The 21,770-nt window shown below is 76.0% G+C and carries 17 protein-coding genes and 2 pseudogenes; 10 read left to right on the top strand and 9 right to left on the bottom strand.

Features of this window, described 5'->3' with window-relative positions; all coding sequences use genetic code 11:
• Positions 1 to 620: 620 nt before the first annotated feature.
• Positions 621 to 1,472 (bottom strand): annotated as a pseudogene (locus IPO09_14140) (hypothetical protein).
• A 138-nt stretch (positions 1,473 to 1,610) separates the two neighbouring features.
• On the opposite strand from IPO09_14140, the gene bcp reads away from it, so the two are divergent.
• The 8 genes and pseudogenes from bcp (at position 1,611) to IPO09_14100 (ending at position 9,723) form a co-directional block, all read left to right on the top strand.
• Entirely contained in the window at positions 1,611 to 2,066 is a 456-nt protein-coding gene (gene bcp / locus IPO09_14135; protein ID MBK9518460.1) for a thioredoxin-dependent thiol peroxidase, read from the top strand.
• Between the two features lie 201 nt (positions 2,067 to 2,267).
• Complete coding sequence (locus IPO09_14130) at positions 2,268 to 3,563, top strand: RsmB/NOP family class I SAM-dependent RNA methyltransferase (protein ID MBK9518459.1); 1,296 nt, start codon at positions 2,268 to 2,270, stop codon at positions 3,561 to 3,563.
• 90 nt (positions 3,564 to 3,653) lie between these two features.
• Entirely contained in the window at positions 3,654 to 4,571 is a 918-nt protein-coding gene (locus IPO09_14125; protein MBK9518458.1) for a bifunctional DNA-formamidopyrimidine glycosylase/DNA-(apurinic or apyrimidinic site) lyase, read from the top strand.
• A gap of 254 nt (positions 4,572 to 4,825) precedes the next feature.
• Entirely contained in the window at positions 4,826 to 5,740 is a 915-nt protein-coding gene (locus tag IPO09_14120) for a ribonuclease HII (GenBank protein ID MBK9518457.1), read from the top strand.
• A gap of 303 nt (positions 5,741 to 6,043) precedes the next feature.
• Positions 6,044 to 7,315 (top strand): annotated as a pseudogene (gene pcnB, locus IPO09_14115) (polynucleotide adenylyltransferase PcnB).
• An 850-nt stretch (positions 7,316 to 8,165) separates the two neighbouring features.
• Positions 8,166 to 8,912: a UMP kinase gene (locus IPO09_14110; GenBank protein ID MBK9518456.1), complete on the top strand. Its 747-nt coding sequence runs from the start codon at positions 8,166 to 8,168 to the stop codon at positions 8,910 to 8,912.
• Between the two features lie 35 nt (positions 8,913 to 8,947).
• The gene (frr, locus tag IPO09_14105; GenBank protein MBK9518455.1) at positions 8,948 to 9,511 is read left to right on the top strand and encodes a ribosome recycling factor; all 564 of its coding nucleotides are present in this window, start codon (positions 8,948 to 8,950) and stop codon (positions 9,509 to 9,511) included.
• 11 nt (positions 9,512 to 9,522) lie between these two features.
• Positions 9,523 to 9,723, top strand: coding sequence for a hypothetical protein (locus IPO09_14100; GenBank protein ID MBK9518454.1), 201 nt, complete (start codon positions 9,523 to 9,525; stop codon positions 9,721 to 9,723).
• Between the two features lie 59 nt (positions 9,724 to 9,782).
• On the opposite strand, the gene IPO09_14095 is transcribed toward IPO09_14100, so the two are convergent.
• The 3 genes from IPO09_14095 to IPO09_14085 form a co-directional block, all read right to left on the bottom strand.
• Positions 9,783 to 10,223: a hypothetical protein gene (locus IPO09_14095; protein ID MBK9518453.1), complete on the bottom strand. Its 441-nt coding sequence runs from the start codon at positions 10,221 to 10,223 to the stop codon at positions 9,783 to 9,785.
• Positions 10,224 to 10,335: 112 nt separating this feature from the next.
• Positions 10,336 to 11,124 carry a polyphosphate kinase gene (locus IPO09_14090; GenBank protein MBK9518452.1) on the bottom strand — a complete coding sequence of 263 codons (789 nt, stop codon included), beginning with the start codon at positions 11,122 to 11,124 and terminating at the stop codon, positions 10,336 to 10,338.
• Positions 11,125 to 11,154: 30 nt separating this feature from the next.
• Positions 11,155 to 12,885: an NAD+ synthase gene (locus IPO09_14085; GenBank protein ID MBK9518451.1), complete on the bottom strand. Its 1,731-nt coding sequence runs from the start codon at positions 12,883 to 12,885 to the stop codon at positions 11,155 to 11,157.
• On the opposite strand from IPO09_14085, the gene IPO09_14080 reads away from it, so the two are divergent.
• Complete coding sequence (locus tag IPO09_14080) at positions 12,884 to 13,777, top strand: diguanylate cyclase (GenBank protein ID MBK9518450.1); 894 nt, start codon at positions 12,884 to 12,886, stop codon at positions 13,775 to 13,777. The genes IPO09_14085 and IPO09_14080 overlap by 2 nt on opposite strands.
• 345 nt (positions 13,778 to 14,122) lie before the next feature.
• Positions 14,123 to 14,458: a helix-turn-helix transcriptional regulator gene (locus IPO09_14075; protein ID MBK9518449.1), complete on the top strand. Its 336-nt coding sequence runs from the start codon at positions 14,123 to 14,125 to the stop codon at positions 14,456 to 14,458.
• Between the two features lie 157 nt (positions 14,459 to 14,615).
• On the opposite strand, the gene IPO09_14070 is transcribed toward IPO09_14075, so the two are convergent.
• The 5 genes from IPO09_14070 to IPO09_14050 form a co-directional block, all read right to left on the bottom strand.
• Positions 14,616 to 16,484 (bottom strand): hypothetical protein, encoded by a 1,869-nt coding sequence (locus tag IPO09_14070; protein ID MBK9518448.1) that lies wholly within the window; start codon positions 16,482 to 16,484, stop codon positions 14,616 to 14,618.
• Positions 16,485 to 16,614: 130 nt separating this feature from the next.
• The gene (tkt, locus tag IPO09_14065) at positions 16,615 to 18,621 is read right to left on the bottom strand and encodes a transketolase (GenBank protein ID MBK9518447.1); all 2,007 of its coding nucleotides are present in this window, start codon (positions 18,619 to 18,621) and stop codon (positions 16,615 to 16,617) included.
• Between the two features lie 103 nt (positions 18,622 to 18,724).
• Positions 18,725 to 19,630: a hypothetical protein gene (locus IPO09_14060; GenBank protein MBK9518446.1), complete on the bottom strand. Its 906-nt coding sequence runs from the start codon at positions 19,628 to 19,630 to the stop codon at positions 18,725 to 18,727.
• Between the two features lie 6 nt (positions 19,631 to 19,636).
• Positions 19,637 to 21,241, bottom strand: coding sequence for an AAA family ATPase (locus IPO09_14055; GenBank protein MBK9518445.1), 1,605 nt, complete (start codon positions 21,239 to 21,241; stop codon positions 19,637 to 19,639).
• 85 nt (positions 21,242 to 21,326) lie between these two features.
• Positions 21,327 to 21,758: a histidine phosphatase family protein gene (locus IPO09_14050; protein MBK9518444.1), complete on the bottom strand. Its 432-nt coding sequence runs from the start codon at positions 21,756 to 21,758 to the stop codon at positions 21,327 to 21,329.
• Positions 21,759 to 21,770: the final 12 nt, after the last annotated feature.

Below are 21,770 nucleotides of genomic sequence, written 5' to 3'. Positions count from 1 at the left end.
CATGGTCTCTTCTTCCGGTTGGTGTCCACCACGGCTCGGTGCTGCCAGCGCGGGGAGAGCCAGAGGACCTGCCTCGTGGCACCGGAGCGCTGCCGGGTCGTGTGCGTAGTGAGCTGCGTGGCGCGGGCTGCGGCGCCCCCCTGCCCGGCGCCGTCGACAGCCCGGAGGGGAAGGGGAGGGCGATCTAACACGGTGGACCGGCCGGGGCAAGCCGCCGCTGGGCCTCACGTTTTCGGTCGCCACCACCCCAGCACCGCCAAGCCCCCGTCGTAGCCACGCCAGGCCACCGGGCGCGCGCCCTGGCCCGGGCAGGGGTGGGTGGCCAGGCGGGCGCCGAAGACGAGCGTGGCCTGGCCGCACTGCGGGCACCGGAAGCGGTCGGCGAGCGCGTCACGTTCGGCGGCGGCGAGGGGGCCGCCGGCGTCTCCCGTCCCAGAGTCATCTGGCAATGACTCTGGGACCGGAAACGAAATCCGTCGTGAAGCCATGGACTTGACGCGGCTCGCCCTACTCGCCTGGCCGGCCCGGCCCACCGCCTTCCCCCGGTGCCGCGTCATGAGCGCGTCATGCCCGGGCGACCTCCCGGCCGGGCCGGTCAGCTCGGCCAGGCCGGCCAGCCGGCCGAGGAGCCCGCGGGCCCGGTAGGCCTCCAGCTCGGCGATCTGGGCCGCCTCGCCGCCCAGCGCCCGGTCGGCCTCGGCCCGCGCCTGGGCCCGGCAGGCGGGGCAAGGAGGGAACCCGAGCGACCGCTGGCAGGCCACCTCCACCCCTCCCGCCACCTCCCGCTCCCACCCGTCGCGGGCGTCCACCTCCACCGCCGGCACGCCGGCCGAGGCCAGGGCCGCCTCCTTGCAGGCGTCCACCGCGTGGGTCACCAGCACCTCCAGCGCCAGCGCCGGCCGCCCGGCCCGCGTCACCAGCACGTCGGCCCGCAGCGCCCCCACGGCGCCCTCGGTGGCCGCGGCGTCGCCCAGGGCCGCCAGCTCGCGCTGGTCGAGCCGGCGGCAGGTGGCGCAGCGGACCAGCAAGGTGACGGCGAGCTGGCCCAGGAAGGCCTGCCGGCAGAGCCAGAGGAGCCGCTCCTTGGTGTTGAAGTGGAGGGCGGTCTCCGGCGAGGTGAGCGGGCAGTCCGAGCCGGGCCGGTGGGCGAAGTGGCGGGCCCGCTCTGCGCCGAGCCGCGCCACCAGCTCGTCGCCGCAGCCGGGGCAGGTGAAGGGGGCCCGGCTGCGCCGGGTGAGGGCGTCGAGCGCCGCCACCGGCGTGACCCGGCCGTCCCGATCGCGGGCGTAAGCCAGCGCCACCCCCTCCGGGCGGAGCCGGGCGGGCGGGGGCGCCGGGCCACCTGGTGGCCGCGGGGGGCTGGGCCTCCCGGCCGGCGCGGCGCCCGGGGGCGGCGCCCGACCTGGCGTCCCGGCCGCGGCGGCGCCGGGGGACGGCGCGTGGCGTGCGGTGCGGCGCTTCACCGGCGCCATCCTAGTGCCCTCCCGCCGGCGCCGCGCGCGGCCCGCTCCCCTCAGGGGCGTTTCCCGGGCCCCCTCCCGCCGTCAGGATGGTGGCCCGCGCGGCGGCCCCGGCAGGGCGGGGCGGCGCCAGACCAGGAGGAGGACCCAGTGGCACTCGAGCCCGGCACCAAGGCACCCGACTTCACGCTGCAGGACCAGGACGGCCAGCCGGTGAAGCTGTCCGGCTTCAAGGGGAAGCGGGTGGTGCTCTTCTTCTACCCGAAGGCCTCCACCCCTGGTTGAACCCAGGAGGCCTGCGACTTCCGTGACGAAGTCGACGCGTTCAAGAAGCACAAGGTGGTGGTGCTGGGCGTCTCCAAGGACACCCCGGCCGCCCAGAAGAAGTTCCAGCTGAAGTACGACCTGCCCTTCCCGCTACTGGCCGATCCCACCCTCGAGGTCCACAAGGCCTGGGGCGTCTGGGGCGAGAAGGTGATGTACGGCAAGAAGGTGCAGGGGACCATCCGCACCACCGTCCTCGTCGGGGCCGACGGCACGGTCGAGCGGGTCTTCTCGAAGGTGAAGGTGGCCGGCCACGTCGCGAGCGTCCTCGAAGCGCTGTAGAAGGGGGTCGTGACGAAGCCCCCAGCCAAGAAGCCGACCACCAGCAGGACCAAGACCGGCACCGGCCACGGCCGCGGCCACGGGCGTGCCCCGGGCAAGCCCGGGCGCCCGGGCAAGCCAGGCAAGCCGGGTCGGCCCGGCGCGGGGCGGTCCCAGCGCTCCCCGCGCGAGGGCGGCCAGGCGGGCGCCGGGCCGCGCCCGCTGCGCCACGACCTCGTCGACGCCGCGGTGCTCGAGGTCCACGGCCTGGTGCACGACCAGGGCTGGCTGGCCGACCGGGCGCTGGAGCGGGCGCTGCGCAGCGACAAGCTCTTCGCCTCGGAGCGGCGCGCCGCCGCCGAGGCGCTCTACGGCCTGACCCGCTGGCAGGGGCAGCTCGACTGGCTGCTCTCCGCCGGCGGCCGCCCGCCCGACCTGGTGACCCGCTACGCCGCCTGGCTGGTCCGCTTCGGCGGCGTGCCCCGCCTCGACGCGGCCCGCCGCCTCGGCCTCCCGGCCGCGACCCTGCTGCCGCTGGAGGGGGCCGAGGCCCGGCTGGCGGCGCTGCGGGACCCGGTGGAGTCGCTGGCGCAGCGGGGCTCGCTGCCGCTCTGGCTGGCGCGCCGCTTCCGGGAGGAGCTCGGCGCCGAGGAGGCCGAGGCCCTGGTGGCGGTGCTCAACCAGCGCGCGCCGCTCACGGTGCGCGCCAACCTGCTGGTGGCCACCCGCGAGGCGCTGGCCGCGCGGCTGGAGTCCGAGGGCACCACCGGCACGCCCACCGCCGCGAGCCCCTGGGGCCTCACGCTCGACGGCCACCAGAACGCCTTCGCCCTGCGCGCCTTCCAGGAGGGCGGCTTCGAGATCCAGGACGAGGGCTCACAGCTCATCGCGCTCGCCTGCGGGGCGCGCCCCGGCCTCACCGTGGTGGACGCCTGCGCCGGCGCCGGCGGCAAGTCGCTGGCGCTGGCCATGGAGATGCGGAACAAGGGCACCCTGTGGGCGCTCGACTCCGACGCCGACCGGCTCGAGGAGGCGCGCCGCCGCGCCCGCCGCGCCCACGTGGACAACCTGCGCACCCGGGCCATCCCGGCCGACGACACGGCCGGGGCCGCGCTGGCCGACCTGGTCGGCAAGGCCGACGTGGTGCTGGTGGACGCGCCCTGCAGCGGCCTGGGCACCTTGCGCCGCAAGCCGGACGCCCGCTGGCGCCTCAAGCCCGGCGATCCGGCCCGCTTCGCCGAGCTGCAGAAGGCCCTGCTGGCCCGCTTCACGCCGCTGCTCAAGCCGGGCGGGCGGCTGGTCTACGCCACCTGCGCCATCTCGCGCGCGGAGAACGCCGAGGTGGCCGCCCACGCCGCCGCCACCCTGCCCCTCGACCCGGCGCCCCTCTCGGCCCGGCTCGGGGCGGACCGCGCCGCCGCCCTCGGCGTGGCCGAGGGCTCGAACCAGCTGCAGCTCCTGCCGCACCGCCACGGCACCGACGGCTTCTTCCTGGCCGTGTTCGAGCGGCGGCGCTAGGCGGCCGGCCAGACCGGCCGGCCAGACCCGGAGTTCCGCCGTTCGTCCGCAGGTCCGCGGCGCGGACCAGCACCGAGGAGGCCGCCGCCGATGCCCGAGCTGCCCGAGGTCGAGTTCGCGGCCCGCACCCTGCGCCGCCTGGCGCTGGGCCGGCGGGTGGCGCGGGTGCTGGCCGACGAGCGGGCCCGCCGCCTCTTCCGGCCCGACGGCCCGGACGCGGTGGCCGCGGCGCTCACCGGCGCCCGCCTCGCCGAGGTGGGGCGCCACGGCAAGCAGCTCCTGCTCACCTTCGAGGGCAGGGCCGGCGCGCTCGGCCTGGTCTCGCACCTCGGCATGACCGGCAAGTGGGAGGCCGGGCCGCCCTGGGCGGCGGCGGGCGCGGCGCGGTCCGCACGGGCACTGCGTCGGGGCGCCGGGGAGAAGCCGCCGCGGCCCGCCTCGCCGCGGGCCGACGCCCCGCTCCCGCCGCACGTGCGACTGGCGCTGCTGCTCGACGACGGGTCGGCGCTCCACTACGACGACCCGCGCATGTTCGGCCGGGTGCGCCTGGTGGCGGGCGCCGACTTCTCCGCGGTGGAGGAGGTGGCGGCGCTGGGCCCCGACCCCCTCCACCACGGCATCGACGCCGCTGCGCTCGGCGCCGGGCTCTCGGCCACCCGCCGCCCGGTCAAGGTGGCGCTGCTCGACCAGGGGCTGCTGGCCGGGGTGGGCAACATCCACGCCGCCGAGGCCTGCTGGCGCGCCCGGCTCGATCCGCGCCGCCGCGCCGACCGGCTCTCGCCCGCCGAGGTGGCCGCGCTGGCCCGCGGGCTGCGCGCCACCTTCCGGTTCGCCCTCTCGAAGCTCGACGGCCCGGAGATCGAGTACATCGAGGCCGGCGGCGAGAACCCCTTCCACGTCTACGGTCGCGAGGGGGCACGCTGCCGCCACCCCGGCTGCGGTGGCCAGGTGCGGCGCATCGTGCAGGCGCAGCGGTCGACGTTCTTCTGCCCGGGGTGCCAGGGCTGAGAGGTCGGGGCCGCGGTCCCCTCACCCCGGCCCTCTCCCCGGAGGGGAGAGGAGCAGACCCCCCCCCCCCCGGGGGCGGACCGCCCCCAGGCCCCTCACCCCGGCCCTCTCCCCGGAGGGGAGAGGGGGACTGAACCTGCGGGGCTGGCCTGGGCCTCAACCCACGGAGGAGCGCAGGGCTCGTCCGCTGGAGCTCCCTCTCCCCCAGCTTGCTGGGGGAGAGGGTTGGGGTGAGGGGGCAGGATCGCGAGGACATGGGTCCCCTCACCCCGGCCCTCTCCCCGGAGGGGAGAGGGGGACTCAACCGCCGTGGCCGCGGTCGAGGTCGCCCCCGATGGTACGATCCCGCCCCCGTGCCCCTCTCCCGCCTCCCCCTCGCCGACCTGCGCCGCCGCCTCCTCACCGAGGGCGCGCCGCTCTCGGCGGCCGACGAGGCGGCGCTGCGCGGCGACCCCAGGGCCGGGGCCCGCGCCGTGCTGGCGGCCGTGGAGCGGCGCCGCGCCGCCAACCAGCGGGAGGGGCAGCGGCTCTCGCGGCTGCTGGCCTTCGAGCGGCCGCTCTGGGCGGCCGGCCTCACCCGGGTGGCCGGGGTGGACGAGGCGGGCGTGGGGCCGCTGGCCGGGCCGCTGGTGGCGGCGGCGGTCATCCTGCCGCCCTCCCTGCGCCCGCGCGGCCTGGACGACTCGAAGAAGCTCGACGAGCCCTCGCGCGACCGGCTGGCCGCCGAGGTGAAGGCCGGCGCGGTGGCCTGGGCGGTGGGGCAGGCCTCGCCGGAGGAGATCGACCGGCTCAACCCGTACCAGGCCGGCCTGCTGGCCATGCGGCGCGCCGTCGAGGGGCTGGCCGTGGCCCCGGAGCACCTGCTGGTGGACGCCCGCCGCGTCCCGGGGCAGCTGGCGCCGCAGCAGCCCATCGTGAAGGGGGACGCCAGGAGCCTCTCCATCGCCGCCGCCAGCGTGGTGGCCAAGACCACCCGCGACGCCCTCATGGTGGAGGCCGAGGCCCGCTGGCCCGGCTACGGCTTCGCCCGCCACAAGGGGTACGGCGCGCCGGAGCACCTCGAGGCCCTGCGCCGCCTGGGGGCCTGCCCCATCCACCGCCGCTCCTACGCCCCGGTGGCCGAGGTCCTGGGCCTCCGGCCGTCACAGGGCGACCTGTTCCGGGGCTGAGCGCCAGCGCCGGACGACTGGCCCCGGGCCTGAGCGCCTGCGCCGGAGGACCAACCCCGGGCTGAGCGCCAGCGCCGGACGACCAGCGCCAGGGCCGAGCGCCGCCGGGGGAGCAGCAGCCCGGCGAGGCCCCGGAGGCCCCGAAATCCACCCCGCTTCCGCGCCCCGAAGGCCCCCTCGTCATTGACGGATCCCCGGCAGGCCGGTAAACCACCCCCCCAAGGACGAGCCCGGCGGAGACGGCGCGTCCCGGATGCCTCGCGGATCCCCCGCGGCCCGGGCGCCCCCCGATCCGGCGATCGAATGACCGAGAGACCTCACCGCAACCCGCAGCGCCACGCCCGCCACACCGAAGACCACGACGACGCTCCGCGCGGCCGCCCGCCGCCGGGGCTCCTGCTCGACCCGCCGCCCGCGCCGGATCCGGCCCACCCGCCGGAGATCCCGGTGGACCGGCTCGACCAGGACGCCCTGCGCGTCATCTACCGGCTGCGCGCCATGGGCCACCAGGCCTACTTCGTGGGCGGGTGCGTGCGCGACCTGCTGCTCGACGCCAAGCCCAAGGACTTCGACCTGGCCACCGACGCCCACCCGGGCGAGGTGCGGGCCATCTTCCGCAACTGCCGGCTCATCGGCAGGCGCTTCCGGCTGGCCCACGTCTACTTCCGCGGCGGCAAGGTCATCGAGGTGGCCACCTTCCGGAAGAACCCCACCGACGTGGCCGAGGACACGGGCGAGGCCGGCAGCGACCTGCTCATCACGCGGGACAACGTCTTCGGCACCGCCGAGGAGGACGCCGTCCGCCGCGACTTCACGGTGAACGGGCTCTTCTACGACCCGGCCACCGGCGAGGTCATCGACTACGTGGGCGGGCGCGCCGATCTCGAGGCGCACCGCATGGCCACCATCGGCGACCCGGAGATCCGGATGCGCGAGGACCCGGTCCGCGCGCTGCGGGCCGTCCGCTTCGCCGCCCGGCTGGGCTTCGCCATCGCCCCCGACACCTTCGAGGCCATGCGCCGCCACGCCGGCGAGCTGAGCCGCTGCGCCCCGGCCCGGGTCCTCGAGGAGATCTTCAAGCTGCTCCGCTGCGGCGGCTCGGCCCGGGCCTTCGCGCTGCTGCGGGCCTGCGGCGCCTTGCCGGTCATCCTGCCGGCGCTGGGCACCGCCCACGACCGGTGGGACGAGGGCCAGCGCAAGAGCTTCATCGCCCACCTGGGCGCGCTCGACCGGCTGGTCCGCTCCGGCGCGGCCCCCTCCGAGGTGGTGCTGCTCGGGGCGCTGCTGATGCACCTGGGCGGGCAGGGTGGCCACGAGGCCCCGGCCGCCGAGGCGCTGCTCGAGGAGCTGGTCCAGACCTCCCGGCTGCCCCGCAAGGTGGCCGAGGGCATCCGGCTGGCGCTCTCGGCGCAGCGCACCTTCCGCGACACCCCGCGCGGCGCGGGCGGGAAGCGCCGCCGGCGCGGGCGCGGCCCGGCCGGCCAGCACTGGTTCACCGACGCGCTGCAGCTCCTGCAGATCACGGTGGAGGCCACCGGCGAGGGGCTGGAGGTGCTGCACCGCTGGCGCGCCGAGCTGGAGCAGGCGCCGCGCGGGCACCACGACGACGAGGGGGCCGACGGCGATCTCGAGCCGGCCCGCCCCACCCTGCGCGAGGAGGTGGCGCGCGACGGCGACACCGAGTCCGCGCCGCGCCCGGCGCGGTCCCCCGGCCACGCCCGCGCCGGCGAGGCCGAGGCGCCGCGCTCGCACCACGCCCGCGCCGCCCGCGGCGTCGAGACCGAGGCGGGGCGATCGGCCCACGCCCGCCCGCCGCGCACCGGCGAGCCCGAGGCCCCTGCGGCCCACGCCCGCCCGCCGCGCTCCGGCGAGCCCGAGGCCCCTGCGGCTCACGCCCGCCCACCGCGCTCCGGCGAGCCCGAGGCCCCTGCGGCTCACGCCCGCCCGCCGCGCACCGGCGAGCCCGGGGCCCCCGCGCCCCACGGCCGCACCGTGCGCTCCGGCGAGCTCGAGGCCCCTGCGCCCCACGGCCGCCCGCCCCGTCGCGGTCGGCCCGCCCCGTCCGCGCCCGGCCTCTACGGCGAGGCCCTCCCGGCCGGCGGCGCCTCCGCGGTCATCGAGGTGGGCGCCGGTGACGATCGGGACGGCGACGAGTACGACGACGGCCCGGACGACGAGGGCACCACGGTGGAGGCCGGCGGGACCCCGGCCCAGGCCGCCCAGGGCCAGCCCGGCGCCGGGGGCCAGCGCAAGCGCCGCCGCCACCGCGGAGGCCGGCGGCGCCGCCGCCGCGGCGCAGGCGAGGGTGGTGGTGGCGAGGGCGGCGCGGGCGGAGCACCTCCGTCGAACGCGTCCGCCAGCTAGATTCCCTTTGAAAACCCGGCGCCTTGACCGCTCAGGCGCCCTTCGATAGAAACCGCGGACCATGCCCAGCGAGCGCCCCGAGAAGCAGAAGTCCCGCTACAAGCGCATCCTCCTCAAGCTGTCGGGCGAGGCGCTCATGGGCGACGGCAAGTACGGCATCTCGCCGAAGACGCTCGGGGCCATCGCCCAGGACGTGAAGGACTGCATCGACCTCAAGGTCGAGGTGGCCCTCACCATCGGCGGCGGCAACATCTTCCGCGGCGTGGCCGGCGCCACCGAGGGCATGGACCGGGCCAGCGCCGACTACATGGGCATGCTGGCCACGGTCATCAACTCGATGGCGCTGCAGGACGCGCTCGAGAAGATCGGGGTCGAGACCCGCGTCCAGACGGCCATCGAGATGCACCAGGTGGGCGAGCCCTACATCCGCCGCCGCGCCATCCGCCACCTGGAGAAGGGGCGGGTGGTGATCTTCGCCGCCGGCACCGGCAACCCCTACTTCACCACCGACACCGCCGCCTCGCTGCGCGCCATGGAGATCCACGCCGAGGTGCTGCTCAAGTGCACCAAGGTGGACGGGGTCTACACCGACGACCCCAAGAAGAACCCGCACGCCACCAAGTTCAAGCAGCTCAGCTACATCGACGTGCTCAAGAAGAACCTCAAGGTGATGGACTCCACCGCCATCAGCCTGTGCATGGACAACGACCTCCCGATCATCGTCTTCGACTCCACCCTGCGCGGCAACGTGAAGCGGGTGGTGCAGGGCGAGGAGATCGGCACCACCGTCAGCCGCAGCGGCAAGTGACGCGGCGCGCGCCACCACCGTAGGAGAACACCCGCATGGGCATCGTCGACGACGTCCTCCAGGACCTGCACGGGCGCATCCAGAAGACGCTCGAGACCATGAAGACCGACCTGTCGTCGGTGCGCACCGGCCGCGCCTCGCTGCACATGCTCGACGGCGTCAAGGTGGACTACTACGGCACGCCCACCCCGCTGAACCAGGTGGCCACCCTCTCGGTGCCCGAGGCCCGCATGATCGTGGCCAAGCCCTGGGAGAAGAACATGATCCCGGTGATCGAGAAGGCCATCCGGGACGCCAACCTGGGCTTCAACCCCATGTCGGACAAGGACATGGTGCGGGTGCCGGTGCCGCCGCTCACCGAGGAGCGCCGCCGCGACATCGTCAAGCAGGTGAAGCACAAGGCCGAGGAGTTCAAGGTGGCCATCCGCAACGAGCGGCGCGACGCCAAGGAGCTGCTCGAGTCGGCCGAGAAGGACGGCGACGCCTCCGCCGACGAGGTGAAGAAGGCGCAGGAGAAGGTGCAGAAGGAGACCGACGACGGCGTCAAGCAGGTGGACGCCATCCTGGCCGCCAAGGAGAAGGACGTGATGGCGATCTAGCGGCTCCGGTCATGCCCTCGGACCCGCTGCGCCTCGCGCTCCTCCTCGTCCCGCTCTTCGCCCTGGGCGCCGCCGCCGGCGCGCTGCGGGGCCTGGCGCTGCGCCAGCCGCCCGGCCCAGGGCGCCGCCGCCGCTCCATCGGCTGGGTGCTGCTGCTGCTGGTCGGCGCCCCGGTCTGGCTGGTGCTGGCCGCCCTGCTGCGCGTCTGGTGAGGGACGCCGCCCCTCGGGCCCGCCCGCCGCCGCCCCGGGGGGGCGCGGCGGCGCGCCGGTCAGAAGGGCAGCACCATGCCGGCCAGCGCCCCCAGCCAGGCCACGTGGCCCAGGCCGGACACCAAGGCCATGCGGCGCGCCACCGGCAGCAGCTCGGCCGGCGCCTGGCCGGCCTGCAGCCCGGCGGCGATCTTCTTCAGCGAGGGCGCCAGCACGGCGTCGGTGAGCCCGGCCCGCACCGTGGCCAGCACGATGCCGAGCCACAGCCCGCCGCGCAGCGGCCAGGCCTTGGCGAAGTGGATCAGCGCCAGGCCGGTGACGATGACCAGGATGGCGGCCAGCTTGTCGAGCTTCACGGCGGCGCGGGCCCGGCCGACGAAGGCCAGGGCCTCGGGCGCGCCGGCGGCCAGCGAGCGGCGGGCGTCGCCGGCCAGCCAGAGCGAGGCGGCCAGCCAGCTGGCGACGGAGAGGACGTGGAGCAGGCGGAAGACGTGGAGCACGGGTGGGACCTCCGGTTGGCGCGGAGGTGTAGCGCGCCCGGCCCGCCGGCGCGACCGAAACGACGGGGCGGCGGCCCGCCCGGGGGCTCGCCCCGGCCGGCCTCGGCGGGCCTCAGCCCATGGCCTGGATGACGGTGCGCAGCACCTCCAGCCGGGCGTGGCGCTTGGAGTTGGCGGCCACCAGCACCCAGGGGGCGTCGGGCCGGTGGGTCCGGTCGAAGACCTCCTGCAGGGCGACCTGGTACTCCGGCCACTTCTTGCGGTTGCGCCAGTCGTCCGGGCCGATCTTGTAGCGCTTGAGCGGGTCCTCGGCGCGCTCCTCGAAGCGGCGCTTCTGCTCCTTGCGGTCGATGTGCAGGAAGATCTTCACCAGCCGGGTGCCGTCGGCGGTGAGGGTCCGCTCGAAGGCGTTGATCTCCTCGTAGGCGCGCCGCCAGGCGTCCGGCCGGGCGAAGCCCTCCACCCGCTCCACCAGCACCCGGCCGTACCAGGTGCGGTCGAAGATGGTCAGCTCGCCGGCCTCGGGCAGGCGGCGCCAGAAGCGCCACAGCCAGTGGTGGCGGGCGTCCTCGTCGCGCGGCGCGGCGATGGGCCAGACCTTGTAGCCGCGCGGGTCCATCAGCGAGGTGAGCCGCTTGATGCAGCCCCCCTTGCCGGCCGCGTCCCAGCCCTCGAAGGCCAGGATGGTCCTGTGCCCCTGCTGGAAGCCCTTGATCTGCAGGGCGAAGGCCTGCTCCTGCAGTTCGGCCAGCCGCTCCTCGTACTCGCCCTCGCCGACGTCGGCGGCGAGGTCGACCCGGTCGAGCGAGAGGGTGCCGGCCGGGTAGGCCTGGTCACCCGGCCCCGCGCCCCGCGCCACCGCCCGCGCCGCGTTCTTCCTGGTGACTGCCCGCTTGCCCATGTCGACTCCCTCCGGGCCGCGCCCGGACCGCTAGTGCCGCCAGCCGTGGGCGATGGGGAAGCGCCGCCCCTCGCCGAAGGCCTTCTCGCTCACCTTGAGCACCGGCGCCGCCTGGCGCCGCTTGTACTCGCTCATCACCACCATGCGCAGCACGCGCCGCACCACCTCGGCCGGGTGGCCGCGCCCGACGATCTCGTCGGTGGCGCGCCGCTCCTCCAGGTAGGCGTGCAGGATGTCGTCGAGCACGTCGTAGGGCGGCAGGGAGTCCTGGTCCACCTGGCCGGGCTTGAGCTCGGCCGAGGGCGGCTTGGTGAAGGTCCGCTCGGGGATCAGCTGGCGCCCGGCCCGCGCGTTGGCGGCGCGCGACACCCGGTAGACCATGGTCTTGGGCAGGTCGCCGATGACCGCCAGGCCGCCGGCCATGTCGCCGTAGAGGGTGCAGTAGCCCACCGCCAGCTCGCTCTTGTTGCCGGTGGAGAGCACCAGCCCGCCGGTGTCGTTGGAGAGGGCCATCAGGATCTGGCCGCGGATGCGGGCCTGCACGTTCTGCTCGGCGAGATCCCCCAGCGGCGCGCCGGTGGCCTGCTCGAGCTGGGCCAGGAAGGCGGCGTGCATGGGCTCGATGGCGATCTCCATGAAGCGGAGGCCCAGCGCGCCGGCCAGGGCCCGGGCGTCCTCGCGGCTGTGGCCCGAGCTGTAGCGCGAGGGCATGGCCACGCCGAGCACGTTGGCGGCCCCCAGCGCGTCGGCCGCCAGGCAGGCGGTCAGGGCCGAGTCGATGCCCCCGGAGAGCCCCACCACGGCGCTGCGGAAGCCGCACTTGCGCACGTAGTCGCGCACCCCCAGCGAGAGCGCCTGGAAGAGCTCGTCGGCCTCCGCGTCCGGGGCGGGGGCCGCCGGCGCCAGCGGGCGCCCCTCCAGGTCCAGCACCTCGGGGCGGCCGCCGTCCAGGTCGGCCACCAGCAGCGCCTCCTGGAAGAGCGGGGCGCGCACCAGCACCCGGCCGTCGGCGGCCACCAGCATCGAGCCGCCGTCGAAGATCAGGGCGTCGTTGCCGCCCACCTGGTTGACGTAGGCGATGGGGGCGCCGTGCCCGCGCGCGCTGGCGGTGAGCATGCGCTCCCGCAGCGCCGGCTTGCCGAGCGCGTAGGGCGAGGCCGACAGGTTGGCCACCAGGCCGGCGCCGGCCCGGACCAGCTCGGCGATGGGGTCGCGCTGGTAGCGCGGCACCTGCCAGAAGCGCTTGTCGTTCCAGATGTCCTCGCAGATGGAGAGCCCCAGCGCGCCGGCCAGGCCGTCCACCGGCGCCACCGTGGTGACCGCCGAGGAGAGGAAGTAGCGGGTCTCGTCGAAGACGTCGTAGGTGGGCAGGAGCGACTTGCGCCCCACCGCCGCCACCCGCCCGCCGGCGATCAGCGCGGCGGCGTTCATCAGGCCGGGCGGCGGCGCGCCCTCCACCTTCTCGGGGAAGCCCAGCACCAGCGCCAGGCCGCGCGACCACTCGGCCGGGGCGGCCAGCTCGGCCAGCGCCTGGCCGGCGCGGTCCACGAACTCGGGCAGGTCCAGCAGGTCGCGGGGCGGGTAGCCGCACAGCGCCAGCTCCGGGAAGATCACCAGCCCGGCCCCGGCGGCGCGCGCGGCGGCGGCGGCCCGCCGGACCAGGGCGGCGTTGCCGTCGAAGTCCCCGACGGTGGGGTCGATCTGGGCCAGCGCGATTCGGGAGGGGGCCACGGCGCCCGGGATGATACATTGACCGGGCATGGCGGGGCGCATCCTGGTGGCGGTCGAGTCGAAGCCGGTGGTCTCCGCCCTGCGGCGGGACCTGGAGCCTGCCGGCTTCGGGATGGACGCCGTGGCCCCCTCCGACGCCGCCGCCCGCCTCGACACCGCCCGCCACGTGGCCGCGGTGGTGCGGGCCGCGCCCGGCGCCGACGTGGTGGTGGCGGCCCTGAAGGCGGTGGACCCGCACCTCACGGTGCTGGCCCTCTTCTTCGACGAGGAGGAGGCCGAGGGCCACCCCGGCGCCCTGGGGGCCGACGGCGTGCTGGTGGGGCCGCTGACGGCGCCGCAGGTGGCCGGCACCTGCGCCCTGGCGGCCCGGCTCACCGTGGCGCAGCGCCGGGCGGCGGTGGTGGAGCGGGCCCGGCCGGTCACGCCCAGCGCCGACCAGGACCTGGGCTTCCTCAAGCGGCTCATCTTCACCGAGGTGAAGCGCTCCAAGCGCTACGGCATCCCGCTCTCGCTGGCGCTGGTGTCGGTGGACCAGTGGGACGCGGTGGCGGGCCAGCTGGGCGCGGGCGCCCGCGCCGCGCTGCTCGGCGAGCTGACCGGGCTGGTGGCCGGCGCGGTGCGCGACATCGACATCGCCGTCCCCTTCAGCGAGGAGCGGCTGGTGGTGCTCATGCCGCACACGCCCTCGGCCGGCGGGCTGCACGTCTCGCGGCGCCTCTGCGCCCGGGTGCGCGAGCGGTCCACCTCCTTCCCGGTGACGGTGAGCGTGGGCGTGGCCAGCCACGAGGGGCAGGGCACCGTCTCCTTCGGCTCGCTGGTGAAGCGGGCCGCCGAGGCGCTGGCGTCGGCGCGCGCCGACGGCGGCGATCGCGCCAGCGGGGCCGAGCCGCCCAAGCGGCGCGATCGCATCTCCATCGGTTGACGCTCCGTCTGTGCGCGAACGCGTACCGACCGTACGGTTCGCCCGATCCTGGCGGAGACAGGGTTGCGTCCCGGGGTCTCACCCGTTCCGGTCAACTTTTGGACGAACCCGCACAGGGGTGACCCATGACCCCCAAGGGACGTAGACGGATTTCACCATGCAAAATCGGCCGTGTAGAAAAAAGTCGGACAAGGGGGGTGGCAACCACACGGGTCGGTATTAACGTCTCGATCGCCGACTGACGGACCGGACGGGGTGTTGGACGAAGAGACCCTGTCGAGCAACGGACCCCGAAAGCCGACGAGCCGGCCCCTCCGACGGGGCCAGAAAAACGGGGAATGAATCATGGCCCAGATCGACATCGAGATCCTCACGCCCTTCGCTGCCCGCTTCATGGAAGGCACCACCCTGACTCCGGCGGAGCGCGCCGAGGTGCTGCGCATCGCCCAGGGCTTCGCCTGCAAGGACTCCGCGGCCGCCGCCGGGGTGTCGCCGGAGACCATCCGCGCCCGCCGCAAGCGCATCTACCGCAAGCTCGACGTGCCCGGCTCGGGCGAGCTGCTCGCCAGCCTCCTCTCCCTCGCGCTCAAGATGCTCGCCAACGGCGAGAAGATCGAGCGCAAGGTGATGGCGCCGGTGGTGCAGGCCCCGGCCCCGGTGGCGCAGCCGACGGTGCGCTAGCCGCAGCGTAGGCCAGCCGACGTGCTCCGGCGCGGTCGCCCTCACGGGTGGCCGCGCCGTCGCTTTTGTGCGCGCGGCCCGGCCCAGGGCGCCGGCCGACGACCTGGGCCGACGCCCGCGTCCGGCGACGCGGCGGAGGCGCCGGCGCTCCGACCGCTCAGGGCTTCGGCAGGCTCCCCTTGAAGCGCACCACCACCGCGTGCGGCTTCACCGCGGCGGTGGAGTCGAGGCGCAGGGTGGCCTCCTGCCCCTGGCCGAGCCCGGTCACGTAGGCGCCCCAGCCGTCGTTCCGGAGGCTGGTCACGAAGGTGGGCTGGGCCGGGCGCGGCAGCGACGTGTAGCCGGCGTAGCCCACCGTGGTGTGCAGCGGGCTCCAGGGCACGCCCGTGGCGAAGCTCCAGGCCGGCTGGGGCGTGAAGGTCTCGCCGGAGAAGAGCGCCCCGGTGGCGAAGCGCGCGTAGCCCTCCTCGAAGCTGATCCCGCTGGCCGCGGCCAGCGCCGCCCGCGCCGCCAGCGGCGACGCCACCAGCGCCCGGCTGAAGGCCGGGGCGGAGGGCGCCGCGGCCAGCCCCCGGGTGGCCTGGTCGAGGTGCCAGCGCAGGAAGGCGTGGGCCCCGCCGTAGTCGCCGGCCGGGTCGCCGCCGGTGGTCGGCCAGGTGGTCAGGCTGAAGCCCTGGTAGTCCCTGAGGTAGCGCCCCACCCGGCCGCGCTCGGTGGCGGTGGCGAGCCCGAAGCCGGCGAAGTCCTCCGAGACCATGGAGAGCCCCTCGTTGAGGAAGAGGTCGGCTTTCATGGCCGCCTCGGAGCAGGAGGGCAGCGGCGGGTTGCCCCGGCAGCGCACGTTGTAGAAGACGTCGTGCTGGAGCTCATGGGCCATGGTGCCCGGCACCTCCTGGTCGATGATGGTGTCGTAGCTGAGCCCGCTGTTGGACCGGTACTTGGCCGGGTCGAGCAGGTAGAGCATGTCGGCGCCGTTGGAGCCGCTGCCGCTGCAGTCGCTGCTGGTGTCGGCCGGGTAGACCACGTCGCCCGGGTCGAAGTAGCCCACCGTGAAGCCATTGGCGGCGCTGCCGCCCAGGTCAGCGAAGAGGAAGATGAGCCGGCAGTTGGCGTCCACGTCGCTGGGGGCGCCGAAGGACTCGGTGAGCGCCGGGAAGATGCGCCTCGCGCCGCCGGGGTTGCGGGCGGCGTCCGGCGTCCCCTCGAAGTAGCTCTCGAGCGTGGTCCACAGGTCGCGGCGCGCCGTCAGCGTCGCCTCCAGGGCCCCCAAGCGCTCGTCGGCCACGTAGAAAAGGGCGTGGCGCGAGGCATGAACGAGGGTGGCCGCCTTCCGGCTCATCTCTTTGGTGGTGTAACTGAAAACGCAGAAGCTCCGGTTCTGCGCCGGCTCCGCCGGGGCCACCGCCGTCGCCCGCGCCGCGGGCGCGGGGCGCACGCCGCCCGCGGCCAGCCAGCGCCGCATGGTCTCCTCGCGGCGGGCCACCACCAGCGCGTGGCCGCGCGCCTGGGGGGAGCGATCCTCCAGGCTGGACGTCGAGGCCAGCGCCAGCGGCCCCGCGGCGGCCGACGCCACCGGCCCGGCCGCCAGGAACTGGGCGGTGCCGGCGGTGGTGATGGCGGGCGTGGCGCGGTCCGGGCCGCCGGCGTTCACCAGCAGCAGCGCCAGCCGCTCGTCGGCGGCCAGCGCCGGGGCGGAGAGCGTGAGGCTGTCGCAGCCGCTCCAGGCGGCCGGCGCCAGGAGCTGCCAGGGGCCGGTGACGCTGGCGGTGACGGTGGTGGTGCAGGTGGCCGCGGGCTGGGCCGGGGCCGGGCTGGCGCCCGCGCTCCAGGCCGGCGCCACCACCTTCCAGGGATCCGGGGCGGCGGCGGCGGTGAGCGCCGAGCAGTCCGGCGGGGGCACCACCGTGGGGGTGTCGCTGCCGCCACCGCAGCCGGCCGCCAGCAGGCCGGCCAGCAGCGGGACCGCCAGGGCGGCGGACGGGCTGGTACGGCGGCGGAGGGGGCGGTGGCTCGGGGCGGCGGGCATGGACCCGATCGATAGCGGCCGCCGCCGCCCCGTGTCAAAGGAAGCGGCCGGATTCGCCGGGGCGCGGCGGCCAGCCAGGTGGGACCCCGACCTACCCGTCGCGCCGCTCGACCCCGGCCGGGCGGGTCTCCTACGCCCTGGGCCCCTGGTCGAGCCAGGCGGCCAGCCGCTCCGCCACCTTGGCCGGCGTGAACCCGTAGGCCTCGGCCAGCGCCTTCTCCGGGCCGCTGGCGCCGAAGCCGGAGATGCCGATGACCAGGCCGTCGCGCCCGGTGAGCTTCCACCACTCGATGCCCACGGCCGCCTCCACCGCCGCGGTGGGCAGGGAGGGTGGCAGCACCGCGTCGCGCCAGGCCTGGTCCTGCGCCTCGAAGCACTCCAGGCAGGGCATCGAGACCAGCCGGCCGAGCCGGCCCTTCGCCGCCAGCAGGGCCAGCGCCGCCTGCGCCAGCGGCACCTCGCTGCCGGTGGCCAGCACCGTGAAGGTGGCCCCGGCGGGCGCCTTCACCACGTAGCCGCCGCGCGCCGCCTGCTCCGGGTCGAAGGCGCCGTCGCGCTCCACCGGCGCCAGCTTCTGCCGGGTGAGGATGAGCGCGGTCGGGCCGTCCTTGCGCGTCAGGGCGTGGGCCCAGGCCACCGCCACCTCCTCGCCGTCCACCGGCCGCACCACGTGCAGGTTGGGGATGACGCGCAGGGCGGAGAGGTGCTCCACCGGCTGGTGCGTCGGCCCGTCCTCGCCGAGGAAGATCGAGTCGTGGGTCCAGACGTAGATCGACTGGAGCTTGGCCAGCGCCGCCAGCCGCACCGCCGGCCGCATGTAGTCGGCGAACTGCAGGAAGGTGGCGGTGAAGGGGATGTGCAGGCCGTCGTAGGCCAGGCCATTGGCGATGGCCCCCATGGCGTGCTCGCGGATGCCGTAGTGCACGTTGCGACCGTCGAGCCGCTCGGGGGAGAAGCCGCCGGCGCCCTTGATGTCGGTGAGGTTGGACTCGGCGAGATCCGCCGAGCCGCCCACCAGGCACGGCACGATGGGGGCGGCGCGGTTGATGGCGCCGGCCGAGAGCTTGCGGGTGGCGTCGGCGGCCGGGCCGGCCTCCAGCAGCCGCTCCTGGATGCGGGCCGGCACCCAGCGGGCCACGTGGGTGTCGAGCAGGGCCGACTCGATGGGGTTGTTGGTGCGCCACCGGTCGGCCCGCTCCTGCCAGGCCCGGCGCCCCACCTGCCGCTCCGCCACCAGCTCGCCCCAGAAGGCGCGCACGTCGTCCGGCACCAGGAAGCGCGGCTCGAGCGGCCAGCCCAGCGCCGCCTTGGTGGCCTTGAGCTCGTCCTCGCCGAGCGGCGCGCCGTGCGCGCCGGAGGTGCCGGCCTTCTTCGGGCTGCCGAAGCCGATGACCGTCTTGACCCGGATGAGCGACGGGCGCGGGTCGCCCTTGGCGGCCTCGATGGCGGCGCCGATGCCGCCGTGGTCCCGCCCGTCCACCATCTGGACGTGCCAGCCGTAGGCCTCGAACCGCCGCGTCACGTCCTCGCCGGCGAAGGTGATGGAGGTCGTGCCGTCGATGGTGATGCCGTTGTCGTCGTAGAGGTAGATGAGCCGGCCGAGCCGGTGGTGGCCGGCGAAGGAGGCGGCCTCGGCGGCCACGCCCTCCATCAGGTCGCCGTCCGAGACGATGGCGTAGGTGAAGTGGTCGGCCACCGGGTTGCCCGGCCCCAGCTTGGCCGAGAGCATGGCCTGGCCCATGGCGAAGCCCACCCCGTTGGCGAAGCCCTGCCCGAGGGGCCCCGAGGTGATCTCCACGCCCGGCAGGTGCCCGAACTCCGGGTGGCCGGCGGTGCGGGAGCCCAGCTGGCGGAACTGCTTCAGGTCGGTGAGCGTGCAGTCGAACCCGGCCAGGTGGAGCAGCGAGTAGAGCAGCGCCGAGCCGTGGCCGGCCGAGAGCAGGAAGCGGTCGCGGCCCAGCCAGCGCGGGTCGTCCGGGTCGAAGCGGAGGTGCCGCGTCCAGAGCACGAAGGCCATGTCGGCCGCGCCCATGGGCAGGCCCGGGTGGCCGCTGTTGGCCTGCTGGACCATGTCCGCGGAGAGCATGCGGATGGTGTTGACGGCCTTCTCGACCAGGGCGGGGCTCGCGTTCGGCACTGCTTCCTCCAGGTGGGCGCGGCGGGGGGCGGCAGAAGAGCGCGGAGATTCGCCAATCGGCGGGGGGAGATCAAGCGACACCTTCGAGGGGTCGCGGGAGCCCCTACCAGCCGCGCCGACGCCAGCTGCGCCAGCGGGGGGTGAACAGCCCCAGGACCAGCGCCCCCAGCACCAGCCCGGCGCCCGGCCAGGCCAGGAAGAGCAGCGCCGGCACCGCCACCACCAGCAGGCCCACGGCCACCCGCCAGCCGGGGGGGACGAGCCGGAGCAGCCGGAAGCCCAGCGGGAGGCCCGGGGTGAGGAGGCCGCCGCCGGGCGAGCTGGCGCCGTCCTGGCCCCAGCCGGTGGAGCCGCTCCAGCCTCCCGAGGGCGGGCCGAAGCTGGGCTCGCCGCCCACCTGGGTGTCGTAGCGCCAGCGCTCCCGCTGGCCCACCTCGCGGGCCATGGCCTCGTGCAGCTCGCGCTGCGCCCGGGCCTGCTGCGCGCGGTCCTGGTCCAGCGCCACCTGCCGGGCGGCGTGGGCCTCGGCCTCGGCGGCCGCGTCGGCCTGGCGCCCGGCCCAGAGCCGCTCGTTGAAGGCGCGCTGCTCGTCGGTGTCGAGGTCGGCGCCGCAGGTGGAGCAGCGGGAGGCGAAGCGCGAGGCGTCGGTCTCGCAGCGGCAGCAGCGGACGAAGGGCTGGCTCTGCGCGCCGCGCTCCTCCACCTCGAGCGCCGGCGCGGCGGCCGGGCGGAAGCGGTCGACGTGGCCGGGCGCCACCGGGGTGGTGGGCGGGCCGAAGGGGTCCGGCCCGGGCGCCAGCTCCGTGGGCTCGGCCATGGGGGGGCCCGGCGGAGCGGGAAGCGGGGCAGCCGGCGATCCGGGCGGCGACCCGGGCGGCGGGCGGGCCGGCTCGCCCACGGCGCCGAAGCGGGCGCCGGTGCCGGGCGAGGGGTCGGTGGTCGAGCCCTCGCCGCCCGGCCCGCGCGGGCGCTCGATCTGCGAGAAGCGGCGGCGGCGGTCGTCGGCCAAGGCGGGTCAGGGGGTGAGCTGGGGCGCCGGCGCGGGCACCGGCTCTGGCCGCGCCGCCGAGGCGGGCCGGGTGCGGGTGGCGGCCCAGTCGCGCAGCCGGTCGATCTCCTCGCGCATGGTCACCGAGAGCGGCAGCGACTCGGCCACCGCCCGCTCCAGGTGGCGCTGCGAGAGCTCGCCTCCCTCGGCGAAGGCCTCGTGCAGCGCCGCCACCACCACCTGCTCGAGCTCGGCGCCGCTGAAGCCGGCGGCGGCCCGGGCCAGGGCCGCCAGGTCGTAGGCGGCCGGGTCGCGGCGGCGGCGCGCCACGTGGATGCGCAGGATCTCCTGCCGCTCGGCGGCCGCCGGCAGGTCGATGAAGAACAGCTCGTCGAAGCGCCCCTTGCGCAGGAGCTCGGGCGGCAGGAGCTCGATGCGGTTGGCGGTGGCCACCACGAAGCAGGGGGCGGTCTTCTCCTGCAGCCAGGTCAGCAGGGTGCCGAAGACGCGGGCCGTGACGCCGCCGTCCACGCTGCCCGAGGAGGCCAGCCCCGAGAGCCCCTTCTCGATCTCGTCCACCCACAGCACCACCGGGGCCACGCTCTCGGCGGTGTGGATGGCCCGGCGCAGGTTCTCCTCCGAGGAGCCGACCAGCCCGGAGAAGATGCGCCCCATGTCGAGCCGCAGCAGCGGCAGCCGCCAGGTGGCGGCGATGGCCTTGGCGGTCAGGCTCTTGCCGCAGCCCTGTACGCCCAGCAGCAGGAGCCCCTTCGGCTCGGGCAGGCCGAAGGCCCGGGCCGCCTCCGAGAAGGCGGCGCCGCGGCGCCCCAGCCAGCCCTTCAGGAGCTCCAGCCCCCCCACCTCGGACAGGGACTGGTCGGGGGCGAAGTACTCCAGCAGCCCGCTCTTGCGGATGACCTGGCGCTTCTCCTCCAGCACCAGCTGGATGTCGGCGCGCGACAGCTTGCCGTCGTGGGCCACGGCCTTGGCGAAGGCGTTCTCGGCCTCGGAGAGGGTCAGGCCCTGGGCCGCGGTGATGAGGTGGTGGGCGTCGTCCTTCGACAGCTCCACCGGCACCCGCCCGTTCTGCCGGAGCACGCCGACGATCTCGCGCAGCAGCGCCAGCAGGTCGTCGAAGGCGGGCAGCGGCACGTCCAGGACCGAGATCTCCTTCTCCAGCTCGGGCGGGATGGTGAGCACCGGCGAGAGCAGCAGCACGGTGGTGTAGGTGGACTTGAGGGCGTGGGCCAGGTCGCGCAGCGCCCGCACCACGGCGGGATCGCCCAGGTAGGGGTGGAAGTCCTTGAGCACCACCAGCGAGGGCTCGGGCAGCCGCTCCACGGCCTGCAGCGCCTCCACCGGGTCGCGCGCCCCGTCCGGCGCGGTCACCGTCTTCAGGCCGCCCAGGCGCCGGAAGCCGCGCGTGGCGGTCCAGCCGAGCAGCGCCTTGCCGTGCCGCTCGGCCAGGTCGCCGAGCAGGGCCTCCAGCCGCTGCTCCTCGCTGGTCACCAGGTAGACGAGCGGGTAGCGGGCCCGCACCAGGGTGTCGAGCTCCGAGAGGAAGGGCGGCACGGCGGCGGCGCGCGGCGGCGGGTGCGGTCCGGGGGCGGTGGGGGTACCGGGGGAGGCCATCGGCCCGGCAGCATACCAGCCGGGGCCGCGGTGTCGGCGGCGCGGCCGGTCGATCCTGGCCCGGCTGGCCGGCCCGCGAGCCCCCTCAGCCCCGCTCGACCCAGAGCAGCCCGCCCCGCTCGTCGAGGGCCGCCACCGTGCCGGGCGGCACCTCCGCCGGGGACAGCCCGGCCAGCGCCAGCGCCTCGGCCACCTCGGGGTTGTGGCCCACCAGCGCCACGCCGGGGCCCAGGGCCGCCCCCAGGGCCAGGAGCTCCCGGCCAGTGGAGGTCCCGCTGGCCAGCCGGGGGTCCTCCTCCACCGGGGCGCCGGTGGCCGTGGAGAGGAGCGCGGCGGTCTCGCGGGCCCGGGCGAAGGGGCTGGTGACGATGCGGGTCAGGGGCAGCCGCCCGGCCAGGCGCCGCGCCGCCGCCGCGAAGGCCGCGCGGCCCTGCGGGGTGAGCCGGCGCGCCGCGTCCCCGCCGGCGGCCGCGGCCTCGGCGTGGGCGTGGCGCACCAGGTGGAAGCGGGCGGCCACGGCGCGACCCCG

The sequence above is a fragment of the Anaeromyxobacter sp. genome, assembly GCA_016718565.1.
Classification (GTDB): domain Bacteria; phylum Myxococcota; class Myxococcia; order Myxococcales; family Anaeromyxobacteraceae; genus JADKCZ01.
The sequence above is the reverse complement of the archived record's forward strand: the minus strand, read 5'-3'. Positions and strand labels throughout refer to the sequence as shown.